We start from the raw sequence: 18,963 nt of genomic DNA, 5'->3' as shown, positions 1-18,963 counted from the left end.
TCTATCTTTATTTCGCACTTACTAATTATAAATTAGTGAACCAGATCAAATTCCCACAAGTTAATATGATGCTCAATGTATAGGGCATTTTTTGTTATCGATAGTATTCGTCATAGCTTTCTCGGATGATTAATATCATTACAACTCCTAGCTTTTAAGTAAGGCTAATTTTATGACCATAGTCGCTATAGATAATATGGATACGCATTCAGATCCCGATGCCTATTTCTTCGAGGAACTCACTTTTATAGAAAGTTCCTTTCAACATCAAAATGATTACTTTGACTCTATATTTCTATCATTGAAAAATCGTGGCTATGTGCGCGATTCTTTTTTATCTGCTATTAAACAGCGGGAGAAACTATATCCCACAGCACTTCCTACCCACCCCTATGTCGTTGCTTTACCACATACTGATACTGAGCATGTGATAAGACCATTTATTTGCGTAACACGCTTACATCATGAAATTGCGTGGCATGAAATGGCAAATGACGATAACGAGCTTGAAGCCAAGTTCATCTTTCTACTAGGATTTATAGATAAAAATCATCACATCACACTATTACAAACGCTCATGGAGTGCCTCAGTGATGAAGACTTTATTCAAAAAATGAATCAAGCACCAACACCAGCCTCTTTAGTAAAACTGCTTAAATCAGCCATTACAATTAATAACGAGGAAAATATAAAATGAAAAAAATCATTGTCGCTTGCGGAAGTGGCGTAGCAACATCACAAACGGTGGCAAGCAAAGTTTCACGGCTACTAAAAGAGAAAAATCTTAGTGATATTAACGTCGAAGTCATTGACCTTAAATCTCTAGATACACATATCAAGGATAGTCTTGCGTATGTTGCCATTACAAAAGTAGATAAGGAGTATCCCATCCCCGTTATTAACGGCATTGCATTTCTTACCGGCATTGGAATGGAGGTCGAGTTACAAAAAATAATTAACGCATGTAAATAATCATATTGATAAATGAAATTTCTTGCTAACAAAAATCAGCGAAAGAAATAAATGATAGGATTGATTAAAAAATAAAGTAACGGAGTAAAGCGATGAACTTTCTCAGTACAATTATAAATTATATTCTAGCTTTAGGTGCACCAGTTTTCGTTCCTCTCATTATGCTAATTGCGGGCTTAATCGTTCGCATGAAGTTTAAAGATGCAGCATCAGCGGCTATCACCCTCGGCGTAGCTTTCGTCGGCATGAGTATGCTTATTAGCTTTATGGTTGGAGCTATTGGTGTTGCGGCTCAAACGATGATGAAACGTACAGGGCTTGAGTTAAGCATCATTGATGGCGGTTGGACGACCATGGCAAATATCTCATGGGCATGGCCCTATGCTTTTGCCATGTTCCCGTTACAGGTAGGGGTCAATATCCTGATGCTTATGGGCAACAAAACCAACACGTTTAATGCTGACCTCTGGAACGTTTGGGGAAAAATATTCACTGCGTTCATTGTGATTAGCGTGACCACACCAATATTTGGTCGTGGTTGGAGCTTGGCACTGGCATTTATTATTGCCGCATTCCAAATTGTCATGGAACTGAATGCTGGTGATATTCATCAGCATCGAATAGAAAAGCTGACCGGTATCCCCAGTGTAACCTGTACCCATCGGATGGTTTTTTTTGGTGCCATCTATTATCCCTTCGACCTACTGCTACGCAAAATCCCAGTATTAAATAAGCCGATGGATGCGGCTGCTTTACGCCAGAAGGTGGGCGTATTTGCTGAAAACCATACTATTGGTTTTCTCCTAGGTATCATGTTTGGAATTATCGCCGGATACAGTCTTGCAGCAACATTAATGCTCGGGGTACAAGCAGCTACTGCTTTAATGTTATTCCCTATGATTTCGAAGCTATTCATGCAAGCTCTTTCTCCAATCTCCGAAGCGATTAGTACCTACATGAATAACAAATTTTCAGGTAGAAAACTGTTTATCGGTATTGATTGGCCGTTTATGGGGGGGGCAAGCGAAATTTGGTTTGCAGTCATTGTAGCTATCCCATTAACCCTTGTCTGGGCCGTTATTCTACCCGGAAATAAGATACTGCCTTTTGCCGGGATTATTAATATTGCCTTGATTGTACCCGCTTATCTGGTTACCAAAGGCAATACTTTACGTATGGTTATCCTCAGTATTATTGGCATTCCATTCTTCCTATTTGTTGGCACTCAGTTTGCGCCAATGATTACAGAACTAGGACTTGCGACTAAAGCTATTAACATTCCTGCAGGACAGTTAATCTCCAATAGTTCCATTGATGGCCCTGTTTTTACTTATGCATTCTCGTTTTTATTCAAATTCTTGCAAGGAAGTTTTATTCCACTGCTGTTAGCGGTGTTCTGGGCATGTAGTTACTTTTTCTATGCGCAAGAATTAAGAAAAGAAACAGCTCAAGAAACAACAAGCATTGAAGTAAATCAGGTACCAGAGGCGTAACGGCTAAAAAGACAGAGCGCTGGTGTCACCTTTAACATACGAGGATCTTGCATATGGCTGTAGATAAACGAGTCTTCACCGTACTTGATGCGATTGTGAGCGATCCTAGTATCACGGGTGTAGCGCTTGAGTCTGAATTTAATTTAACGCGCAAGCAATTAAGCTACACTATTAAAAAAATTAATGATTACCTTGAATCAAACCATTTTGAAACTATCACTCGATTAAAAACAGGAAAACTTCATGTTCCCAAACACGTTATAGAAAACTTTCGTCATCAAGAAGACATCATATTTAATAATCGCTATCTTTTCGCAGAAGAAGAGCGCGGGAAATTAATTATTTTCTTTTTGCTAACTAGAGAAGAACGTTTATCTTTATTACATCTTACTTCAGCACTTAACGTTAGCCAAAACACCATTATTAACGATATCAAGAAAATAAAATCAAGTGTTAGCCAGTATAGCTTGAAAATTCGCTATAACCGTGAACAAGGGTATCACGTTGCGGGTGAGGAAATTAAAAAACGCTATCTTCTTCTCAGTACATTGCGTAGCATTCTCATGCTCCCTATAGCTAAAAGCATTATTTCGCAATATAACAACGTTATCTCTGAACACATTGAACAGGTTGGTAATTTTTTCAGCGAGATTGAAAAATGCTTAAAAATTCAATTTACCGATCAACAACTACAAGAGCTAATCTATTTTATTTGTTTTATCCAACATCGTATAAATCATGGAAAAACAGTAGAATTCCTTCCTGATACCTACAGTGAAATCACCCATGGTCGTGATTTCAAGATTATGCAAAACATTATTCACAAAATGGGAATAATTCAATATAACGAACATATATTTCTGACTGCAATTATTCAAAGCTCAAATATTCAAACAATTTCGGATAAATATTTTCATTTGGATACGCTACTACTTGAAAGTGTAGTTGTGGTAGTTGATAACTTTGAAAAAATTAGCTGTATTACTATCAAAGAAAAGAGTGAGTTAATCGAGAAGATCTATCAACACTGGAAACCTGCTTATTATCGCATCCGCTATCATCTGACTAACATCAATGCCAATAGCGTGTATGATTTAGTTGCGAAAGAGTTTAATCATCTTCATGAGATGGTACGTCGCGCAGTGTTGCCATTTGAAAAAATATTACACTGCGAAGTACCCAATGAGGAAGTTGCTTTCTTAACCGTTTTATTTGGCGGCTGGCTCACACGAGAAGGGCTTATTAATCAAATCAAAACGCAAAAAACAGCAATTGTCGTTAGCGAAAATAGTGCAACTGTCTCAACTTATCTTTATTTAACATTGCAGGTTTTATTGCCAGAGCTGCATTTTATCGAAATGATGTCACGCAGAGAGTTTGAAAAATACTCCCGCCATTATGATATCGTTTTCTCCACGACTTTCGTTAAGACGGATAAAATATTATTCGTCGTGAATCCTGCGATTAACAGCTTTCATAAAAATACATTTCGTCATCAAGTCATTAGTTCACTACAAGGTGTAGATCCACATATTATCCAAGTAGAGGAATTACTATTGATACTTGAAAAATATGGCAACATCCATGATAGAAGTGGCTTACAAAAAGAGCTAACCAGCTATATTTACGACGAAAGCAGTTCAGAATGTCAGCCGCATTCTTTAACCACTGAAACTCCGTCACTGAGTGAACTATTGTGCAATGAACACCTTTATTTTCAAGATATAAATACTTTGTCTTGGGAGCAATCCATTGCCAAGGCAGCAGCTCCGTTGCTAGCTGAACAACTGCTTGAAACCCGTTACATCACCACTATGATTGATAAAATCTCTATTGAACAACCATATATCATGTTGGCCGAGGGGCTCATTATTGCTCATGCAGGCGTGGATGATGGCGTAAATAAAATCTGTATGTCCCTGCTACGCTTACCAGAAAAAATTAATATTGCCGGTTATATGCAAGCCGACATTATTATTGTTCTTGCTACCAATAACCCACAAAAACACCTAAAAGCACTAGCACAACTTAACGAATTTCTTGAATTTAATGATGGCGGAGAAAAGATCCGCAATTCGGGAAACAAAGAAGCGTTACTGCAGCATCTTTCTGTGTATTGTTAATATACATCACACTGCGTGGCATTTACTTATTGCCACTATCTCCGTCATTCTGACTATAGGATATATATCATGTTAGAAGTTCAGAAAAAACAAGTGGTAGAAATGGCCAAAATGGCCCAACAATGGGGTTTATGTAAACATAAAGCAGGAAACTCTAGCGTACGAGATAAAGAAAAAGGATATATTCTCGTCACCCCGACAACGATTGATAAATCTGTACTCACGCCACGAGACATTGTTGTTATGGATATTAATGCCAACGTTATTGAAAGTGAATCAGGCCTTCGCCCTACTAGCGAATGCCTAATGCATATTGAGATCTATAAAGCTCGTCAAGATGTATTTGCCATATCACATACTCATTCAATTTTTGCGACTTCATTTGCAGTACTGAATAAACCGATCCCAGCAATCGTATACGAATGTGCAATTTTAAATTTAAAAGATGGCATTATTCCTGTTGCACCTTATGGCAGACCCGGAACGCCTGCACTTTCCACCAGCGTTATCGAGCCCATTTTACGTGCAGATGCGATCTTAATGGAAAAACACGGTGTTATTGGGGTAGACAAAGAACCGTATGAGGCCGTATTAAAGTCGGCTTACATCGAGGAAATGGCTGAAATATATTACCATGCATTACAGATCAACGGTGGTAAAGAGCCAGAAAGTTTCCCTCCTCATGAGTTACAGAGTTGGGCTTATCCTAAAGAAATCAAATTCTAATTAATTACTTTATTTCAATAAATTACTCCCAGCCAACACCAGGTCGGCATTAGCCTGCGCTCTATTCTATTGCGCAGGCTACTTAATATCACAATAGCAGTTATTGTTTTAACTCCATTGAGAAACAATATGAAAAAATTTATTAATTCACCAGAAGACTTTATTCCCGAAGTATTAAATGGAATTTATCTCGCTCACGCCGGAAAGTTTAATTTTGTTAATAACGATCTGCATTGCTTAGTCTCTACCGATAAACATCTAGGCAAAGTCGCCATCGTTACCGGTGGAGGCTCTGGACATTTACCCCTTTTTCTTGGCTATGTAGGAAAAGGTATGCTTGACGGTTGTGGTGTTGGCGATGTTTTCCAATCTCCTAGTCCTGAGCAAATTTTATCAATCACGCAGGCCGTCGATTCAGGCGCAGGCGTACTCTATCTGTATGGCAACTATAACGGTGATATTTTCAATTTTGATATGGCTGCAGAAATGGCTGAGTTCGAAAGTAATATCGTCACGGCCACCGTTATCGCTGGCGATGATATTGCTTGCCCACCGGCATCAACTGGTGAACCAAGCCGTCGCCGTGGCGTTGCGGGCATCTTTTTTGCGTATAAATGTGCCGGTGCCGCTGCCGCACAAATGTTAGATTTAGCCAACGTCCAGCGTATTGCGCAAAAAGCCTGCAATAACATTAGAACCATCGGCGTTGGACTTTCTCCCTGTATTGTTCCTCGCATAGGCAAGCCAAGTTTTCATATTGGCAATGATGAAATGGAAATTGGCATTGGTATTCACGGCGAAAGCGGTATTCGTCGTGGAGAGAAACTACCAGCTAACAACATTGTTGATGAACTAATGGGTAACCTGCTTGCAGACTACCCGCTACATGCCGGTGATGAAGTAGCCATCCTGATCAATGGACTCGGCGCAACACCTCTAGAAGAGCTTTATTTAGTCTATGGAAGAGCCAATCAAACACTGAAAGATGCTGGAATAAAAGTATTCAAAACCTATGTTGGCGAATATGCCACTGCAATGGAAATGGCCGGGTTATCGATCAGTTTAATGCGCTTAGATGATGAACTGAAACAGCTGTTGGTACATGAAGCCAATACGCCTATGTTTAAGCAATTTCAGGGGGAATAGATAATATGAACCTGACAGCCAGCCAGCTTAAATTACTATTTGCTCAATGGGCGGATATTATGTCGGCCCAAAAAGAAAAGTTGATTGAAATGGATAGCATAGTCGGTGATGGAGATCTCGGCCTCACCATGAGCGATGGCTTCGGCGCCGCCTATCATGCTGTATCTCGCAGCGACGAAACTGATATTGGGAAGTTTTTCTATCTCGCGGGAAAAACTATGTCCTCCGCAGTCCCCTCCACTATGGGAACCTTAATGGCTTCAGGTCTTATTGAGGTAGGCAAAAAATTTAAAGGAAAAACTCTACTCAAAAGCGAGGATTTTGGCCGCTTATTTCAAGCCTTTTACGACGGTGTGCAAAATCGCGGTAAAGCTCAACTTGGCGAGAAGACGTTTCTTGATGGTCTGTTTCCCGCAATAAGCGTACTTAACAAACAAGATGCAAAGGCACAGAGTTGGGGGGCTATTGCTCAATTCGCTTATGAAGAAGCAAAACTAGGCGTACAAAACACTACCACGCTGGTAGCAAAACATGGGCGCGCCGCAACGCACGGGGAACGGTCGCGGTCGCTGCTTGATCCTGGTGCCTATGTTGCCCAACTGTTAGTCAGCGGGTATTGCATGTTTGCGAATAATTTTTTAGCCCAAGACTGACGATAAAGAGGGTTTTTTCATGCTAAAAGAAACTGTCACCGTGGGTAATCAAACCGGTATTCATGCCCGTCCCGCTGGGGTTCTTGCTAAAGCTGTAGGGAATTTCCAATCACGTATTGAGCTGGTTTATAACGGAAAAACGATCAAAGCAAAAAGCATCATGGGGATTCTAGGCGCAGGGATTAAGGGTCGCGCTCAGGTCGAAATTATCTGTGAAGGACAAGATGAAGAGTGTGCTATGCGGGAGTTAAAGCAGCTTTTTGCACGTGGTTTTGGGTTTGATTAATCAAACAGCTAGCGGCTACACCGTGTGGCCGCTAGCTGATAATATAATTAGCCCACCTCATTCTCGGCATATTGCGCCATAAATCGTAGGATAAGTGCCATAGAGACAGCCCCCGGATCGCAATGCCCTATTGCTCTATCTCCCAAATTTTTTGCCCTTCCAAAGGATGCCACCATCATTTTAGTTCTTTCAGCTCCTTGGTCTGCGGCCTCGGCACAACGGGTTAGCGCTTCGCTCAACGATAAAGACTGCGCTGAGTTTGCAACTCCTGCGGCTGCAGCTAACGCATCGACCATCGTTTTATCTCCAGGCTTCGCACCTCCACGCGCATGCACCGCAAGCCATCCTTGATTCAACCAACGTGCTAACGACACAGAGCTAAATTCGGTTTCGCCAGCTAAGCTTTTACCTCCTGCGCGAAATAGTGTGCCAAACACTGCACCAGAGGCTCCTCCCATAGACGTCATTAGCGTAGTCCCCATCTGAATCCAACATTCCCCAACGTTTAGTGGCTGAAAAGTTTGGTCATTAATGAGTTTAACCAGCGCCGAAAAACCTCGTTTCATGCCTATACCATGATCGCCGTCGCCAATCGCTTGATCTAATTCAGTCAGCATGGGTTCACACGCAATCATCTGGTGTGCGGTTGATAACATCATTTGCTTTAACTGCGAGGTATTCATTTTATTTACTCCAACCTAACGTAGAATGCGGCATGTCGTAGAGCGACTGTAGTTCATCATCAAGCAACATTAGACTGATAGAAAAACCAGACATTTCCAGCGATGTACAAAAATGGCCAATGACTACGTCGTGGGTTTCTAAACCACGAGCGTCCAGCGCCATCCCTACTCTGCGGCCGATCACCAATAATTCTGTATTACTGAGCGCCCCCAAATTATTCACGGCTACACACAGGCGATCACCTACTTGAAAAGCTCTGTCCTTGCATAAGCGTTCAATCATGACGTCTACAATCTCATCTGCCGTCGTCAATTTTTGGCGGTAGAGTCCCGGCTCACCATGGATGCCAATACCGACTTCGATTTCGTCGTCACCCAGAATAAAATTAAATGAATCAGATTGCGGCAACGCGCAACCATTTAAAGCGACGCCAATAGTGCAGGTATTAAAGTTCGCCTTTACCACTACGTCTTGCAATTGGGAGAGATCATATTTTTTATATTGTGCCGCCGCGCCAGCAATTTTATATAAAAACATAATGCCACCGACGCCACGCCGATCCGATATTCGATCTAAAGGTGCAGAGGCAATATCATCGGTTGCTTTCACAGTGCGCGTTTCAATACCCTCATCCGCTAATATTTCTGCTGCAATATCAAAATTCATACTGTCACCAGAATAATTCCCATAAAGGAAGAGCACACCATTATTCTTATGTGTTGCTTTAGCTACCGCGATAATTTGATCGGGTGAAGGAGAAGTAAAAACTTCCCCTAATGCACAGCCATCAATGCCCCCAGCGCCGATGAATCCAGCGAAGGTAGGTTCATGACCACTTCCTCCGCCGCTGATGATAACCACCTGTTCTGGATTAATACCTTGACGATAAACAGCCGAAAACTCATCGATAGAAATCATTTCCCCTTGGTAAGCATAAACTATTCCCTGCATAATTTCATGGCGTAAATCTTCAGGGTTATTCAATATTTTTTTGGGGTTTCGCATATTATTATCCGCTCTATAAATTAATGTTTACATAAAGAATCTTCTAGCATAAAGACCAATAGCTATTTTCATTCTATTTAATACATTTTTATTGAGCCACTACCATTAATGACAATTAATATCCTACCCATGGCGCATTATTGTTACGTCAACTTTTTCGTATATAAGCTATTTTTGATATAGTCTGAAGCAGTATTACTCAAAAGCTATTCCCTCTATTCTATACTCTATATGATATCTGCATCTTTCTGAACAGAGCTTCCATGATTTAGTTAAAGTTGATAACACCGGCGGTAATTATTTCTCATAAAATGTCGAGCAGAATGTAAAATCCACCTAAAACCCATTACCGCCTCTAAACATTAGCCTGACTTACTTTTAACTTTAAAAATAAATTAAACATTAAAATACAAACAGTTAAAAGAAAAACCCTCATCAAGAATTCTCACCCACCATCAATTCCAACAGTTATATTAATTCTTCGGAAAAACGCCCCCACTCTTAAAAATTAAGTTATCGAATAAGCAGGGATAACTTAATGATTTTCAGCGCTGGATGGGCATGGATTGAATTGAAGAAATACAGGTCTGTGATATGCATGGAAAGCAGCAGGATCCTCACATCGACATCGCTGAATGGATAGCCAACGCCTCAACCAGTAGCTCGCGTCTTTATGCCGTTCTGGCTAGCACCAACGGTGCAGCAGGATTAAAAGCCTATTACAAGCTCGACGGGCGGCGTACCCCCGATGGGTTGTATGCAGGTACGCCTTATGCCAACTGGTATCCCGTGATGCCCATGCTGGTTGAGCTTTCACCCTACAGCGCTTTTTTATCATGGGTTAAAAATCAGGCTGAACCGGGTTGGGGCTGGTTAGCGCTTTCTCCTTTGCCTGAAGAAACCATCGTGCAGCACATGGCCAGCCTGACGCAGGTGTTCATGCCGAATGGCCAAGCGGTATTTTTTCGCTACTGGGACGAACGTTATTTTCGCCTGCATCTTGAATTTTTAGGCGACGACTGGCGCTACGTGTTACCGGTTTTTTCCAACTACTGGGTGGCGGGAAAAGCCTTTACCTTCACGCTGCCCTCAGATTACCCACTGCGTTCCTCTCCATGGTGGCACGTACCCCAGCCTTTGCTCAACCAGATACTCGCTGAAAATCCAGCGCCATTGGTGCACAACCTTATGCAGTTGCTGCGTGAAAACCATCCTGAAATACACAGCGCAATGCCGGAGTCACTGCTGCGCCGCAAAGCCGAACAGCTATGCCGTTACAGCGATCTGCATTCAGGACAAATCGACCAGTTAATGGCCGCGCTATTAGCTTCATTGACCTCTTAACTACATGCTTTGATTGATTTCACGGACGATACACATGGACTTACTTGCTGAATACGTTGCCAGTATCGATGAAGAACTGGCGATGTTTAAAAATAATACGCTCATCACGCAGGATTATCGTGAATGCGTCACTAAGTGGGCAAAAGAGAGCGCGATTTCAGGCGCGTTCGGCGGCCCAACGCTCGAAATGGAGCGCGTTATTAGCATTAACGGCACCAGCACGACCGCTTCACAAAATGATTCTGAATCTCTCAGCGCCGCCATCGTTTGTCCAAAAAATCGCAAAATCACCGTGGTGATCAAACATGAATCTACGCTGGATTTACCGATCCCCGATGTCAACGTTGAGCTGTTTCACAACGCAACATTCAGCCCCGATAGCAAAGTTGGTGCCAAGAAAACAGATGCCAACGGCAAGGCCGAATTTGACAATCTCACACCAGGAGAAAGGTATTACGCCCGAGCCCTCGACGATAGCCTTGAAGCACATAATAAAGAACTGCTGGCCGCCTATGACGTGCTGTCACAGGATATCTTTGCTCAGCTATCCGCCTCGTGGGCCAGCGAAAAACCGCAATGGACGCTAAGCGCCATCGCGACATCGATAGCTGAAGCTTTTGCGACGGGTTTATGCAGCAGCGTGACCGATTTGTGGGACGACACCAAAGTGGCCTACAACATCATTTCCGATCCTGTCGCCAGCGCCGAAGCTCTCGGCCAAAAAGCCAGCGGCGTCATGGCCTGTATCGGAAACATCGGCATGCCGGATATCAACGGTATCTTGAACGGCAGCAAAGATCTCGCTCGCGATCTTATGGCCTTCTTTAACGATGAAGCGGCACTTTATCTGTTTGCCCGTGCCGCGATGCTACGCCTTCGAATGTTTCCTTTCGGCGATTTGCTCTCCTCTATTGCGGGCATGATTGGCGATATTCTTTCCGGAATTATTTTTGGTGCCTTGCTGTCTATGGTCGCCGCTCCGGTAGGTGCCCTATTTTTAGCCTCCAAACTTGGGAAGCTGGTTTCTAAGGGCATAAAACTCGTTCAAGAGGTATGGAACGCGCTGAATAAAATCCTTTCCTCTATTTTCGAGCTGGTGGGCAAGTTTTTCTCACCCTCACGCAAAAAAAACCATATTCGCCAAACCAACGCCAAACTGGGCGCAGATAAAGAAACTCATCTTGGCCCTAATGACAGCACTGAACTTCAAACCGAGCAAAAAACGCATAATGCTCCTTCGGAAGATAACAACGACACCCCATCGGATAACACCACCTGCACAGAGAGCAACGGCTGCCCCGTTTCCATGGTTAACGGTGAGGAACTTCTCAGGCTAGAAGATGCTTCGTTGCTCGGCATCCACCCTTTCAGCTTTGTTCGCCAGTACCGTAGCAGTTCTGTTGAGTGTGATTCAGTATTCGGCTATGGCTGGAGCCACAGCCTACAACATAGCGTTCGATTTACCGATGAGCACATTATTTGGCTAAACCACGAAAACCTAACAACCACCCTGCCGCTTCCCGACCAACACATCCCTAGCGGCGTTAACCCCCTAGGCAAAGCGGCCGTTTGGCTGGGCAGCAGCGACGATGAATATTTATTGTCCTGCGCTGCGTTAGAGGGCTGGGTGATGCACGTTAAGCGTGCAGCCAACGGTGAAAATGGACTAATAACGGGTTTTTCTAACCAGCAACAGCACCTGAATCTGCACTACGAAAATGGGCTGCCAACGCGATTAGATAATCCGGCAGGTACAGCGTTGCAGCTTCGCTATAGCAAAACGCCGCACGGTATGCGACTGACCAGCGTGGTACGCGTACACAACTGCCATGCGCTGATGCCCGACACGGGACATAAATATTTCGTCCATATGCGCTATGAGTACGATACCAATGGGCAGCTTTGTGCCGCGATTAATGCAGCGGGTGAAACTGAACGCTACGCCTACCGCGACGATTACCTATTTACCCTACGACAGTTAGCTGGCGGCGCAGAGTTTTATTGGGAATGGGACGGGCGAGGGAAATCGGCGCGAGCAATACGCCATTGGAGTAATCTGCCCAATCTCGACCGCCGCTATCAATGGGATGTTCAAAACGGCTGCGTCACGGTCTGTTATGAAGACGGCAGCCAAGAAGTTTGGCAGCACGATATCCGTACTGCGCGTTTGCTCAAAAGCATCAGCGCTGATGGCGGCACCACGGAGAATCACTACGGGCCTCAGGGCGAGTTACTGAGCACCACTGACCCACTCGGGCAGCAAACGCAATACAGCTATAACCGCGACAATCAAGTCATCGCCGAGCATCTGCCGGATGGACAGTGGCTCCGCTACCGTTATTCTCGCGGACGTCGAATTGAAAAAATCCATGTAAGCGCCGATGGTTTGGCCAAACACCGTGAGCACTGGCGCTATGACCAGCACGGCAATGTGAGTCATTACATTGATGCTGAAGGGCATACCACCCAGTACCTATGGTCACAGGAAGGCGCCTTAACCCGAATTCATTTTCCTGATGATAGCTATGAAGCTTTTAGCGTTAACGCGCTAGGTCAGGTATTTGAGCATACCGCGCGCGATGGGGTCGTCACTCATTATCGTTACGATGAGCAAGGTCGGTTAGTTTTTCAGGGCGAACGCCCGCCGCAGGCGTCAGACTCGAACTTGTCGCCTAACGCCACGCAGTTTGCTTGGGATAACGCTGACAGGCTGGTGGCTATTCGCTGGCCCAACGGGCAGATTAAACGCTGGCAATACAACGCCTACAATCAAATCACACTCGAACAAGACGAGCTGGGCAATCAAACTCGGTTTGAGTATCTGCCCCACTCCACTCTGCTCAAACATATCATCTACGCAAATGGCACCAGCGAAGAATATCGCTATGACAATATTCATGGACAGGTCAGCGACATTATTAACGCCCGTCACGAGCGCTATCACATTGACTACACGCCAGGCGGACTCGTCAGTCAGGAGCAAACCTTTGACGGGCGGCGTTTATGCTGGGAATACGACGCCAGCGGCAGCGTCACCAAGCGCACTGAATATGGCGATAGCCTGCGTGACGACACCGCATTAGTCACCACCTATCAACGGGATGTCGCCGGTCGGCTCAGCAGCAAAACTACGCCAGATGGCGTCACCGTGACCTACGGCTACGATGGTTTTGGGCGCCTCAATCTGGCCGACGATACGGCGTGGCCGCTGGCTTGGCAATATGATAAATGCGGGCGACTCACGCAGGAGCACCAGTGTTTTGCCAGCCAGCATTATGCGTATGGCGCCGCTGGCAATCTCACCCAGATGCGTCTGCCAGACGGCCAACAGCTCGATTTTCTGCACCATAACGGGCGCACTATCCGTATCGACCTCGACGGGCAATTACTCACCGAACACGGCTGGCGCAACGGACAGGAAATCACCCGCCGCCACGGTGAGCTGGTGAGTCAGTTTATTCATGACCCATTGCAACGCCTGCAACGTCAGCAGGTACAACGTCAGGGCGAGCCTAACCTGCTAGTGCAGCGCGATTACACTTACGACGCCGTCGGCAATCTCGCCAGCATCACCGACCAACACAAAGGCAGCAAAACCTTCAACCACGACGTGCGCGGGCGCTTCACGCAGGAAACCTATCGCCCGACACCGGCGCTACTTCAAGCGGGCTACGCGGGTCACAACGAAATATTTGCCCCGGATGCGACCCATAACGTGTTGGGTGCTTCGGCTTCACCGGAGCTTCAGGCGCTGAAACGCACTACCGGTAACCGGCTAACGCTGCTCGGTAGCCATCACTATCGCTACGATGAATACGGCAATTGTATTCAAGACAGTTATGGTTCTGACCAATACGCCGTGCGCCATTATCGTTGGGACGGTGAGCATCGGCTGGTTGGTTTTCGTGAAACCCGCCACGGCAATGAAATAACGTCGTTTACCTACGACTATGATTGCTTTGGCAGACGCGTCCGCAAACACAATGTGCTCACGGGCGAAAGCCGGCTGTTCTTCTGGCAGGACGACCGCCTCATTTCTGAGTGTGATGAAAAACTCGCCTGTCCCGGCGGGCATCCCAGCGCATTCGGCCCCGAGCCGCACACCGATGCCACGAATTGCCGCAGCTACGTCTATGAACCCAACGGCAACAGCTTTCGCCCGCTAGCGATGCTCGGCGGACGCGGCAAAAACACCAAAGTGTTTTACTACATTAACGACCACCTCGGCACGCCGCAGGAGCTCGTTTCCCCCAGCGGCGAAATAGTGTGGAGCGCGGTGTACCACGCCTACGGACAACAGTCCTTCACCCTCGTCAACCACATCCCGCAGCCACTGCGTTTTCAGGGGCAATATCACGACGAAGAAAGCGGGTTGTCTTACAACCGCTATCGCTATTATGATGTCTCTGCCCTGCGGTATTTATCGCCAGACCCCATAGGTTTAGCCGGCGGCGTTAATGCCTACGCCTATGTGCCAAGCCCGCTGAGCTGGGTGGATCCGTTGGGGTTGAGTGGGTGTCCGGAGACTGACGAATCCGGTATAAAATTAAGAAGAAAACAAAGAGCTCTGGAAAAAGCTCAAAAAACATCAGTTAGAACTAAGACTTTGCCTGATGGACGAATTCGATACTATGATGCAGAGGTTCCTGCTAGAACCGAAGGACCGACGAGAGGCCGGTCTCACGTTACAGAATGGGATCCATCAACAGGAAATGTAACCGTTTGGGAGGAGACATACGACCATTCAGGCCGAGTAAATAGAGTCCATCCAAAAATGAAAAACGGCGAAATTTTAGACTTACCTCATTACCCGCCCACTAAAGCAGATATAGATGCAGGCAAAGTAACTTTGTTAGGAAGAGCAATAAAATTGGTGATGAAAAAATGAACCAACTTAGGAAAGATTTTATTGCTGGATTAAGCGAAAGAATCCGTCACAGCTATACCCCATCTATTGTTGCAAGATATGCGTTAGAGTTTTATCTCGATCATGATGTTGTAGATAGTAAGCTAGAGTATGTAATTAATTATCTTAGGGGCATTGATGCAGGACCACAGTTTGAGCTAAGTAAAAAAGAAGTTATTCATTTTATTGAAAATGAATTAACTGATTAAATCGAAGAATTGAAGATTTTCTTCCATTCACGTTTCAAGCCCAAGAAAATAAAGTATTTATTAGCATATACATAAATAATAACCATATAATACATAATAATAATCCATAAATAATTATAGACTTAACTAAAAGTTATTGAAAGGACACAAACCGACAAGCTGAAGGAAAATTTTGAGGCACTGATGAAGACATAAAATCCCAAACTTCAGATAATAAATGGTATCCATTAACTGAAGCAGATATGCCTCATACTACCGACGCTGTCACATGGTGGAATCAAACAGGCAGACATTAAGGAGAGCGATCTGAAGAAGTAAGGAAATGGATGCTTGACTCAAATAACTATGTGCTTGATCACAACTCAATAAACCGCTCAGCTGGCGCTAAATTGAGACAAGTTTACTTATCTGTAATTGTTAAATTAGGAATAAAAAACAAATGACAATACCTTACGAAATGATTGTAAAGCGGATTGAAAAAGGAAACAGTCTTCATGAGCAGGGTAAAAATAAAGAGTCTCTCGATATCTATTTTTCCGTCTTAGATGATCTTCGTAACTCTTATGAGAATATTTATGATATTGATGAAACTCGATGGTTAATAAGATGCATTTATAATGTTTATTTTTCTTTGAAGGATTATATTTCTGCAGAAAAATGGGCTAAGGAAGTATTTAACTGTAAAATTCCTTACAAAGCAACATCAGAATTAATTTAGGGAAAGTATATGTTGAACTTGGCCTAGAGAATGAGGCAATGGAGCAATTTAAAAAAGCCTATCAAAAGGGAAAGATAAGGGCATTTCAAGGCTTTGATAATAAATACCTACAGTTTTACTTGTCTCATAAAAAGTAAAAATATTTTCAATATCAATAGAGTAACTTATCAGAGAAGATAACCATGCCAATATATCTTTGATTGGAAAGGTAACTCATAAATGACGTCCATTAAAATTGAGTGTTTCTTCTCGTCACATGATGAGAAGAAGAAACTTATCATTCTAAATAAAATTAAAAAAATCATCACAGAAAATTATGAAAAAATTACCCATGATGATAACCAGTATAGCTTTGTTATAAAAAAACTGATACCCAATGGCAATATATTATTTTTAATGCAATACAAATTTGCCAAGAGATAGGATACCAATGGATATTAACTGGAGATATAGAACATGAATATAATGCTTGGTCTAATCATCCGAAAACCACAGGAATTAAGGCAATAAATGTGGTTGTTGAGCACGCTTATTAAAATACCGATATTGTTCGAATACAAATATCACCTAGTTACTCAGCAGGGACGGCCAAGCTAAATGTACTCACAGGCAAAAATCTTGAGTTCTGCAGGCCATCTTCATCTATGGTACGAGCTGCGAGCTTATCCACCCTAGCAGTTTGATATCTTCAATTACATTATTTTTAAGAAAATGCCCCACAAACGTTACTCAACGTTTTTAAGAACGACATCTATGACGTGATTATTTTGCGGCAGCGTTTTTTGCCATTATGATGTCACTCACTTTTCTTGATAGGGCTTTCCATGATTTGGTTAATGCTGGCAACGCTGGTGGTGGTATTTATTGTCGGCTTTCGGGTGTTGAACTCGGATGCGCGGCGCGCATCTCAGGCTCTGACGAAGCGATTAAACATTGAGCCGGTGTATGTTGAGTCGATGCTGAGTCAAATGGGTAAAACGGCGGGTGGTGAATTTATCAGCTATCTGTTGCAGGATAATGAGTCGCATATGGGCAATGCCGCTGGCGTGTTGCTTATCTACCAGACATTTATCGTTGATGAATCTGACGAGAGCTTAACGTTTTGGCGTTCGGTTTTGCGCAAAGCCCATCTGCCCACTGAAATTACCCATAAACACGTACGCTTGGCCCTAACATTTTTGCGCGAACTTGAACCAGACCCTAATGAGATGGCGGCCTATCGTCTGCGTTACAACGCGAGATTTACGGCATTATCTACAGACGGCGGTGCAGCCAATAGCAATGTCTACTATATGGATGGTTCGTCGGATCACGACTAGTTCGATGCCAACCTCTGAATACTTCGCCCTAAGCTCATCACTGCGAGGGTGCATAGTTATTTCTGCTATGTATCCTCAGCTGTATATATACAATGCACATAAATTAGCCTGCGAATAGTTATTTTTCATTTTAATTATCCGCGGGACTATCATGCATGTATACAGTCTGATAATGTGATCGCCTTAACGATTCATACGTTTGTAGTGTCTCTAATCCAATCAAATAACGACTCAAAAATGCAAACTCATACTTCTGTTGAACAAGCCGCAGAGCCTGTTGCCACGCCGTCGACATTTAAAGAAGGCATCGTAGATAGCCTGCCTATTGTGATTGGTTACTTTCCCGTCGCCTTTGCTTTCGGTTTAACCGCGGTAAAACTCGGGTTCTCTCCGCTCGAGAGCATTTTCTTTTCCAGCGTTATCTATGCCGGTGCCAGCCAATTTGTGATCACCGCATTGCTCAGCGCGGGAATGTCGTTATGGGTTTCAGCACTCACTGTGATGGCGATGGATATTCGCCATATTCTATATGGCCCGTCGCTACGCCATCGAATCATCACCCAAATGAGTCCAGGGAAAACCGCGCTCTGGGCATTTGGCCTAACTGATGAAGTGTTTGCCGCCGCAACCAGCAAACTCATGCGTGATAACCGCCAGTGGAGCGAAAACTGGATGATCGGCATTGCGCTTTGCTCATGGCTCTCATGGGTAGTTGGCACCGCTGTGGGCGCAGTTTTCGGCAATGGTCCGCTGAAAGCCTATCCAGCTATAGAAGCGTCACTTACCTTTATGTTGCCCGCGCTCTTTTTGAGCTTCTTGTTGGCTTCTTTTAAGCGTCAGCAGAGTTTTACGGTAGTTGCATCCATCGCAGCGTCTTTGGCCGCGCTGCTTATTTTTTCAATACCTGCCTCCATTTTGGCCGGTATCGCGGCTGGTTGCATCGCCTCATTGTTTAGCCCTAAACCACAGTCACTCCCAGAGGTTTGCGATGATAAATAATTTCTCCTTCAGCAGCCTCGCGATGGACTCAACGGTGATCACCATTAGCTTAGTGGTGGGTGGTGCGAACTTTCTCTTTCGTTACTTACCACTCCGACTGGGACGTGCACGCAAAAGCGATGCTGCTAAACAAGGTATTGTCGCCCTTCTTTTAGATAATATTGGCATCGCCTCAATTTGTGCGTTGCTGGTGGTTTCTAGCACACCCGAGATCTTAGCCCAACATGAGCGGCTGATTCCTACCCTGTGCGGTTTTCTTGCCCTTGGGCTGTGCTTCTACCGCTCACAAAGCATCATCATGTCAACGTTGTCCGGCGCAGTCACCTTTGGGCTGGTTTTTAAGATGATGATGATGTTTACCTGATTCCGACTAAGTGATA

The 18,963-nt window shown here is 44.2% G+C and carries 17 protein-coding genes; 15 read left to right on the top strand and 2 right to left on the bottom strand.

The window, feature by feature from the left end:
- The first annotated feature begins 172 nt into the window (after positions 1-172).
- The 8 genes from CPY98_RS04540 (at position 173) to CPY98_RS04505 (ending at position 7,399) form a co-directional block, all read left to right on the top strand.
- A complete protein-coding gene (locus CPY98_RS04540) occupies positions 173-697 on the top strand; it encodes a PTS sugar transporter subunit IIA (RefSeq protein ID WP_025800471.1) in 525 nt (174 codons plus the stop codon).
- Positions 694-972, top strand: a complete 279-nt coding sequence (locus CPY98_RS04535) for a PTS sugar transporter subunit IIB (RefSeq protein WP_043491338.1) — start codon at positions 694-696, stop codon at positions 970-972. Before CPY98_RS04540 ends, CPY98_RS04535 begins: the two co-directional genes overlap by 4 nt.
- A 92-nt stretch (positions 973-1,064) precedes the next feature.
- Entirely contained in the window at positions 1,065-2,465 is a 1,401-nt protein-coding gene (locus CPY98_RS04530) for a PTS galactitol transporter subunit IIC (protein WP_043491335.1), read from the top strand.
- Between the two features lie 53 nt (positions 2,466-2,518).
- Positions 2,519-4,588, top strand: coding sequence for a BglG family transcription antiterminator (locus tag CPY98_RS04525; RefSeq protein ID WP_096386515.1), 2,070 nt, complete (start codon positions 2,519-2,521; stop codon positions 4,586-4,588).
- Positions 4,589-4,657: 69 nt separating this feature from the next.
- Positions 4,658-5,314 (top strand): class II aldolase/adducin family protein, encoded by a 657-nt coding sequence (locus CPY98_RS04520; protein ID WP_096386512.1) that lies wholly within the window; start codon positions 4,658-4,660, stop codon positions 5,312-5,314.
- A 129-nt stretch (positions 5,315-5,443) separates the two neighbouring features.
- Positions 5,444-6,460, top strand: coding sequence for a dihydroxyacetone kinase subunit DhaK (locus CPY98_RS04515; RefSeq protein WP_043491327.1), 1,017 nt, complete (start codon positions 5,444-5,446; stop codon positions 6,458-6,460).
- A gap of 5 nt (positions 6,461-6,465) precedes the next feature.
- Complete coding sequence (locus CPY98_RS04510) at positions 6,466-7,113, top strand: dihydroxyacetone kinase family protein (protein WP_096386510.1); 648 nt, start codon at positions 6,466-6,468, stop codon at positions 7,111-7,113.
- Positions 7,114-7,132: 19 nt separating this feature from the next.
- Complete coding sequence (locus CPY98_RS04505) at positions 7,133-7,399, top strand: HPr family phosphocarrier protein (protein WP_096386507.1); 267 nt, start codon at positions 7,133-7,135, stop codon at positions 7,397-7,399.
- 47 nt (positions 7,400-7,446) lie between these two features.
- Here the strand turns inward: CPY98_RS04505 and dhaL are convergent, their stop codons facing one another.
- Positions 7,447-8,082, bottom strand: a complete 636-nt coding sequence (dhaL, locus tag CPY98_RS04500) for a dihydroxyacetone kinase subunit DhaL (RefSeq protein ID WP_096386505.1) — start codon at positions 8,080-8,082, stop codon at positions 7,447-7,449.
- A 1-nt stretch (position 8,083) separates the two neighbouring features.
- On the bottom strand, positions 8,084-9,088 hold the full coding sequence (locus tag CPY98_RS04495) for a dihydroxyacetone kinase subunit DhaK (RefSeq protein ID WP_096386503.1): 1,005 nt from the start codon (positions 9,086-9,088) through the stop codon (positions 8,084-8,086).
- A gap of 594 nt (positions 9,089-9,682) precedes the next feature.
- On the opposite strand from CPY98_RS04495, the gene CPY98_RS04490 reads away from it, so the two are divergent.
- The 7 genes from CPY98_RS04490 (at position 9,683) to ygaH (ending at position 18,947) form a co-directional block, all read left to right on the top strand.
- Positions 9,683-10,432 (top strand): DUF4123 domain-containing protein, encoded by a 750-nt coding sequence (locus CPY98_RS04490; RefSeq protein WP_096386501.1) that lies wholly within the window; start codon positions 9,683-9,685, stop codon positions 10,430-10,432.
- A gap of 34 nt (positions 10,433-10,466) precedes the next feature.
- The gene (locus CPY98_RS04485; protein WP_096386498.1) at positions 10,467-15,320 is read left to right on the top strand and encodes an RHS repeat-associated core domain-containing protein; all 4,854 of its coding nucleotides are present in this window, start codon (positions 10,467-10,469) and stop codon (positions 15,318-15,320) included.
- Positions 15,317-15,547 carry a hypothetical protein gene (locus CPY98_RS04480; RefSeq protein ID WP_096386495.1) on the top strand — a complete coding sequence of 77 codons (231 nt, stop codon included), beginning with the start codon at positions 15,317-15,319 and terminating at the stop codon, positions 15,545-15,547. Before CPY98_RS04485 ends, CPY98_RS04480 begins: the two co-directional genes overlap by 4 nt.
- 439 nt (positions 15,548-15,986) lie before the next feature.
- On the top strand, positions 15,987-16,265 hold the full coding sequence (locus CPY98_RS04470) for a hypothetical protein (protein ID WP_096386493.1): 279 nt from the start codon (positions 15,987-15,989) through the stop codon (positions 16,263-16,265).
- Between the two features lie 824 nt (positions 16,266-17,089).
- Entirely contained in the window at positions 17,090-17,584 is a 495-nt protein-coding gene (locus CPY98_RS04460) for a DUF1198 family protein (RefSeq protein WP_043491320.1), read from the top strand.
- A gap of 237 nt (positions 17,585-17,821) precedes the next feature.
- A complete protein-coding gene (locus CPY98_RS04455) occupies positions 17,822-18,583 on the top strand; it encodes an AzlC family ABC transporter permease (protein WP_096386488.1) in 762 nt (253 codons plus the stop codon).
- Positions 18,584-18,605: 22 nt separating this feature from the next.
- Positions 18,606-18,947: an L-valine transporter subunit YgaH gene (ygaH, locus tag CPY98_RS04450; RefSeq protein WP_025800459.1), complete on the top strand. Its 342-nt coding sequence runs from the start codon at positions 18,606-18,608 to the stop codon at positions 18,945-18,947.
- The last annotated feature ends 16 nt before the right edge of the window (positions 18,948-18,963 follow it).

Source organism: Hafnia sp. CBA7124, from assembly GCF_002355555.1.
In the GTDB taxonomy this organism is placed as follows: Bacteria; Pseudomonadota; Gammaproteobacteria; order Enterobacterales; family Enterobacteriaceae; genus Hafnia; species Hafnia alvei.
The sequence above is the reverse complement of the archived record's forward strand: the minus strand, read 5'-3'. Positions and strand labels throughout refer to the sequence as shown.

Excerpts from the sequence above, each read along its gene's own strand:
- CPY98_RS04540 (WP_025800471.1), top strand. The coding sequence starts at position 173 with ATGACCATAGTCGCTATAGATAATATGGATACGCATTCAGATCCCGAT.
- CPY98_RS04535 (WP_043491338.1), top strand. The coding sequence starts at position 694 with ATGAAAAAAATCATTGTCGCTTGCGGAAGTGGCGTAGCAACATCACAA.
- CPY98_RS04530 (WP_043491335.1), top strand. The coding sequence starts at position 1,065 with ATGAACTTTCTCAGTACAATTATAAATTATATTCTAGCTTTAGGTGCA.
- CPY98_RS04525 (WP_096386515.1), top strand. The coding sequence starts at position 2,519 with ATGGCTGTAGATAAACGAGTCTTCACCGTACTTGATGCGATTGTGAGC.
- CPY98_RS04520 (WP_096386512.1), top strand. The coding sequence starts at position 4,658 with ATGTTAGAAGTTCAGAAAAAACAAGTGGTAGAAATGGCCAAAATGGCC.
- CPY98_RS04515 (WP_043491327.1), top strand. The coding sequence starts at position 5,444 with ATGAAAAAATTTATTAATTCACCAGAAGACTTTATTCCCGAAGTATTA.
- CPY98_RS04510 (WP_096386510.1), top strand. The coding sequence starts at position 6,466 with ATGAACCTGACAGCCAGCCAGCTTAAATTACTATTTGCTCAATGGGCG.
- CPY98_RS04505 (WP_096386507.1), top strand. The coding sequence starts at position 7,133 with ATGCTAAAAGAAACTGTCACCGTGGGTAATCAAACCGGTATTCATGCC.
- dhaL (WP_096386505.1), bottom strand. The coding sequence starts at position 8,082 with ATGAATACCTCGCAGTTAAAGCAAATGATGTTATCAACCGCACACCAG.
- CPY98_RS04495 (WP_096386503.1), bottom strand. The coding sequence starts at position 9,088 with ATGCGAAACCCCAAAAAAATATTGAATAACCCTGAAGATTTACGCCAT.
- CPY98_RS04490 (WP_096386501.1), top strand. The coding sequence starts at position 9,683 with ATGCATGGAAAGCAGCAGGATCCTCACATCGACATCGCTGAATGGATA.
- CPY98_RS04485 (WP_096386498.1), top strand. The coding sequence starts at position 10,467 with ATGGACTTACTTGCTGAATACGTTGCCAGTATCGATGAAGAACTGGCG.
- CPY98_RS04480 (WP_096386495.1), top strand. The coding sequence starts at position 15,317 with ATGAACCAACTTAGGAAAGATTTTATTGCTGGATTAAGCGAAAGAATC.
- CPY98_RS04470 (WP_096386493.1), top strand. The coding sequence starts at position 15,987 with ATGACAATACCTTACGAAATGATTGTAAAGCGGATTGAAAAAGGAAAC.
- CPY98_RS04460 (WP_043491320.1), top strand. The coding sequence starts at position 17,090 with ATGATTTGGTTAATGCTGGCAACGCTGGTGGTGGTATTTATTGTCGGC.
- CPY98_RS04455 (WP_096386488.1), top strand. The coding sequence starts at position 17,822 with ATGCAAACTCATACTTCTGTTGAACAAGCCGCAGAGCCTGTTGCCACG.
- ygaH (WP_025800459.1), top strand. The coding sequence starts at position 18,606 with ATGGACTCAACGGTGATCACCATTAGCTTAGTGGTGGGTGGTGCGAAC.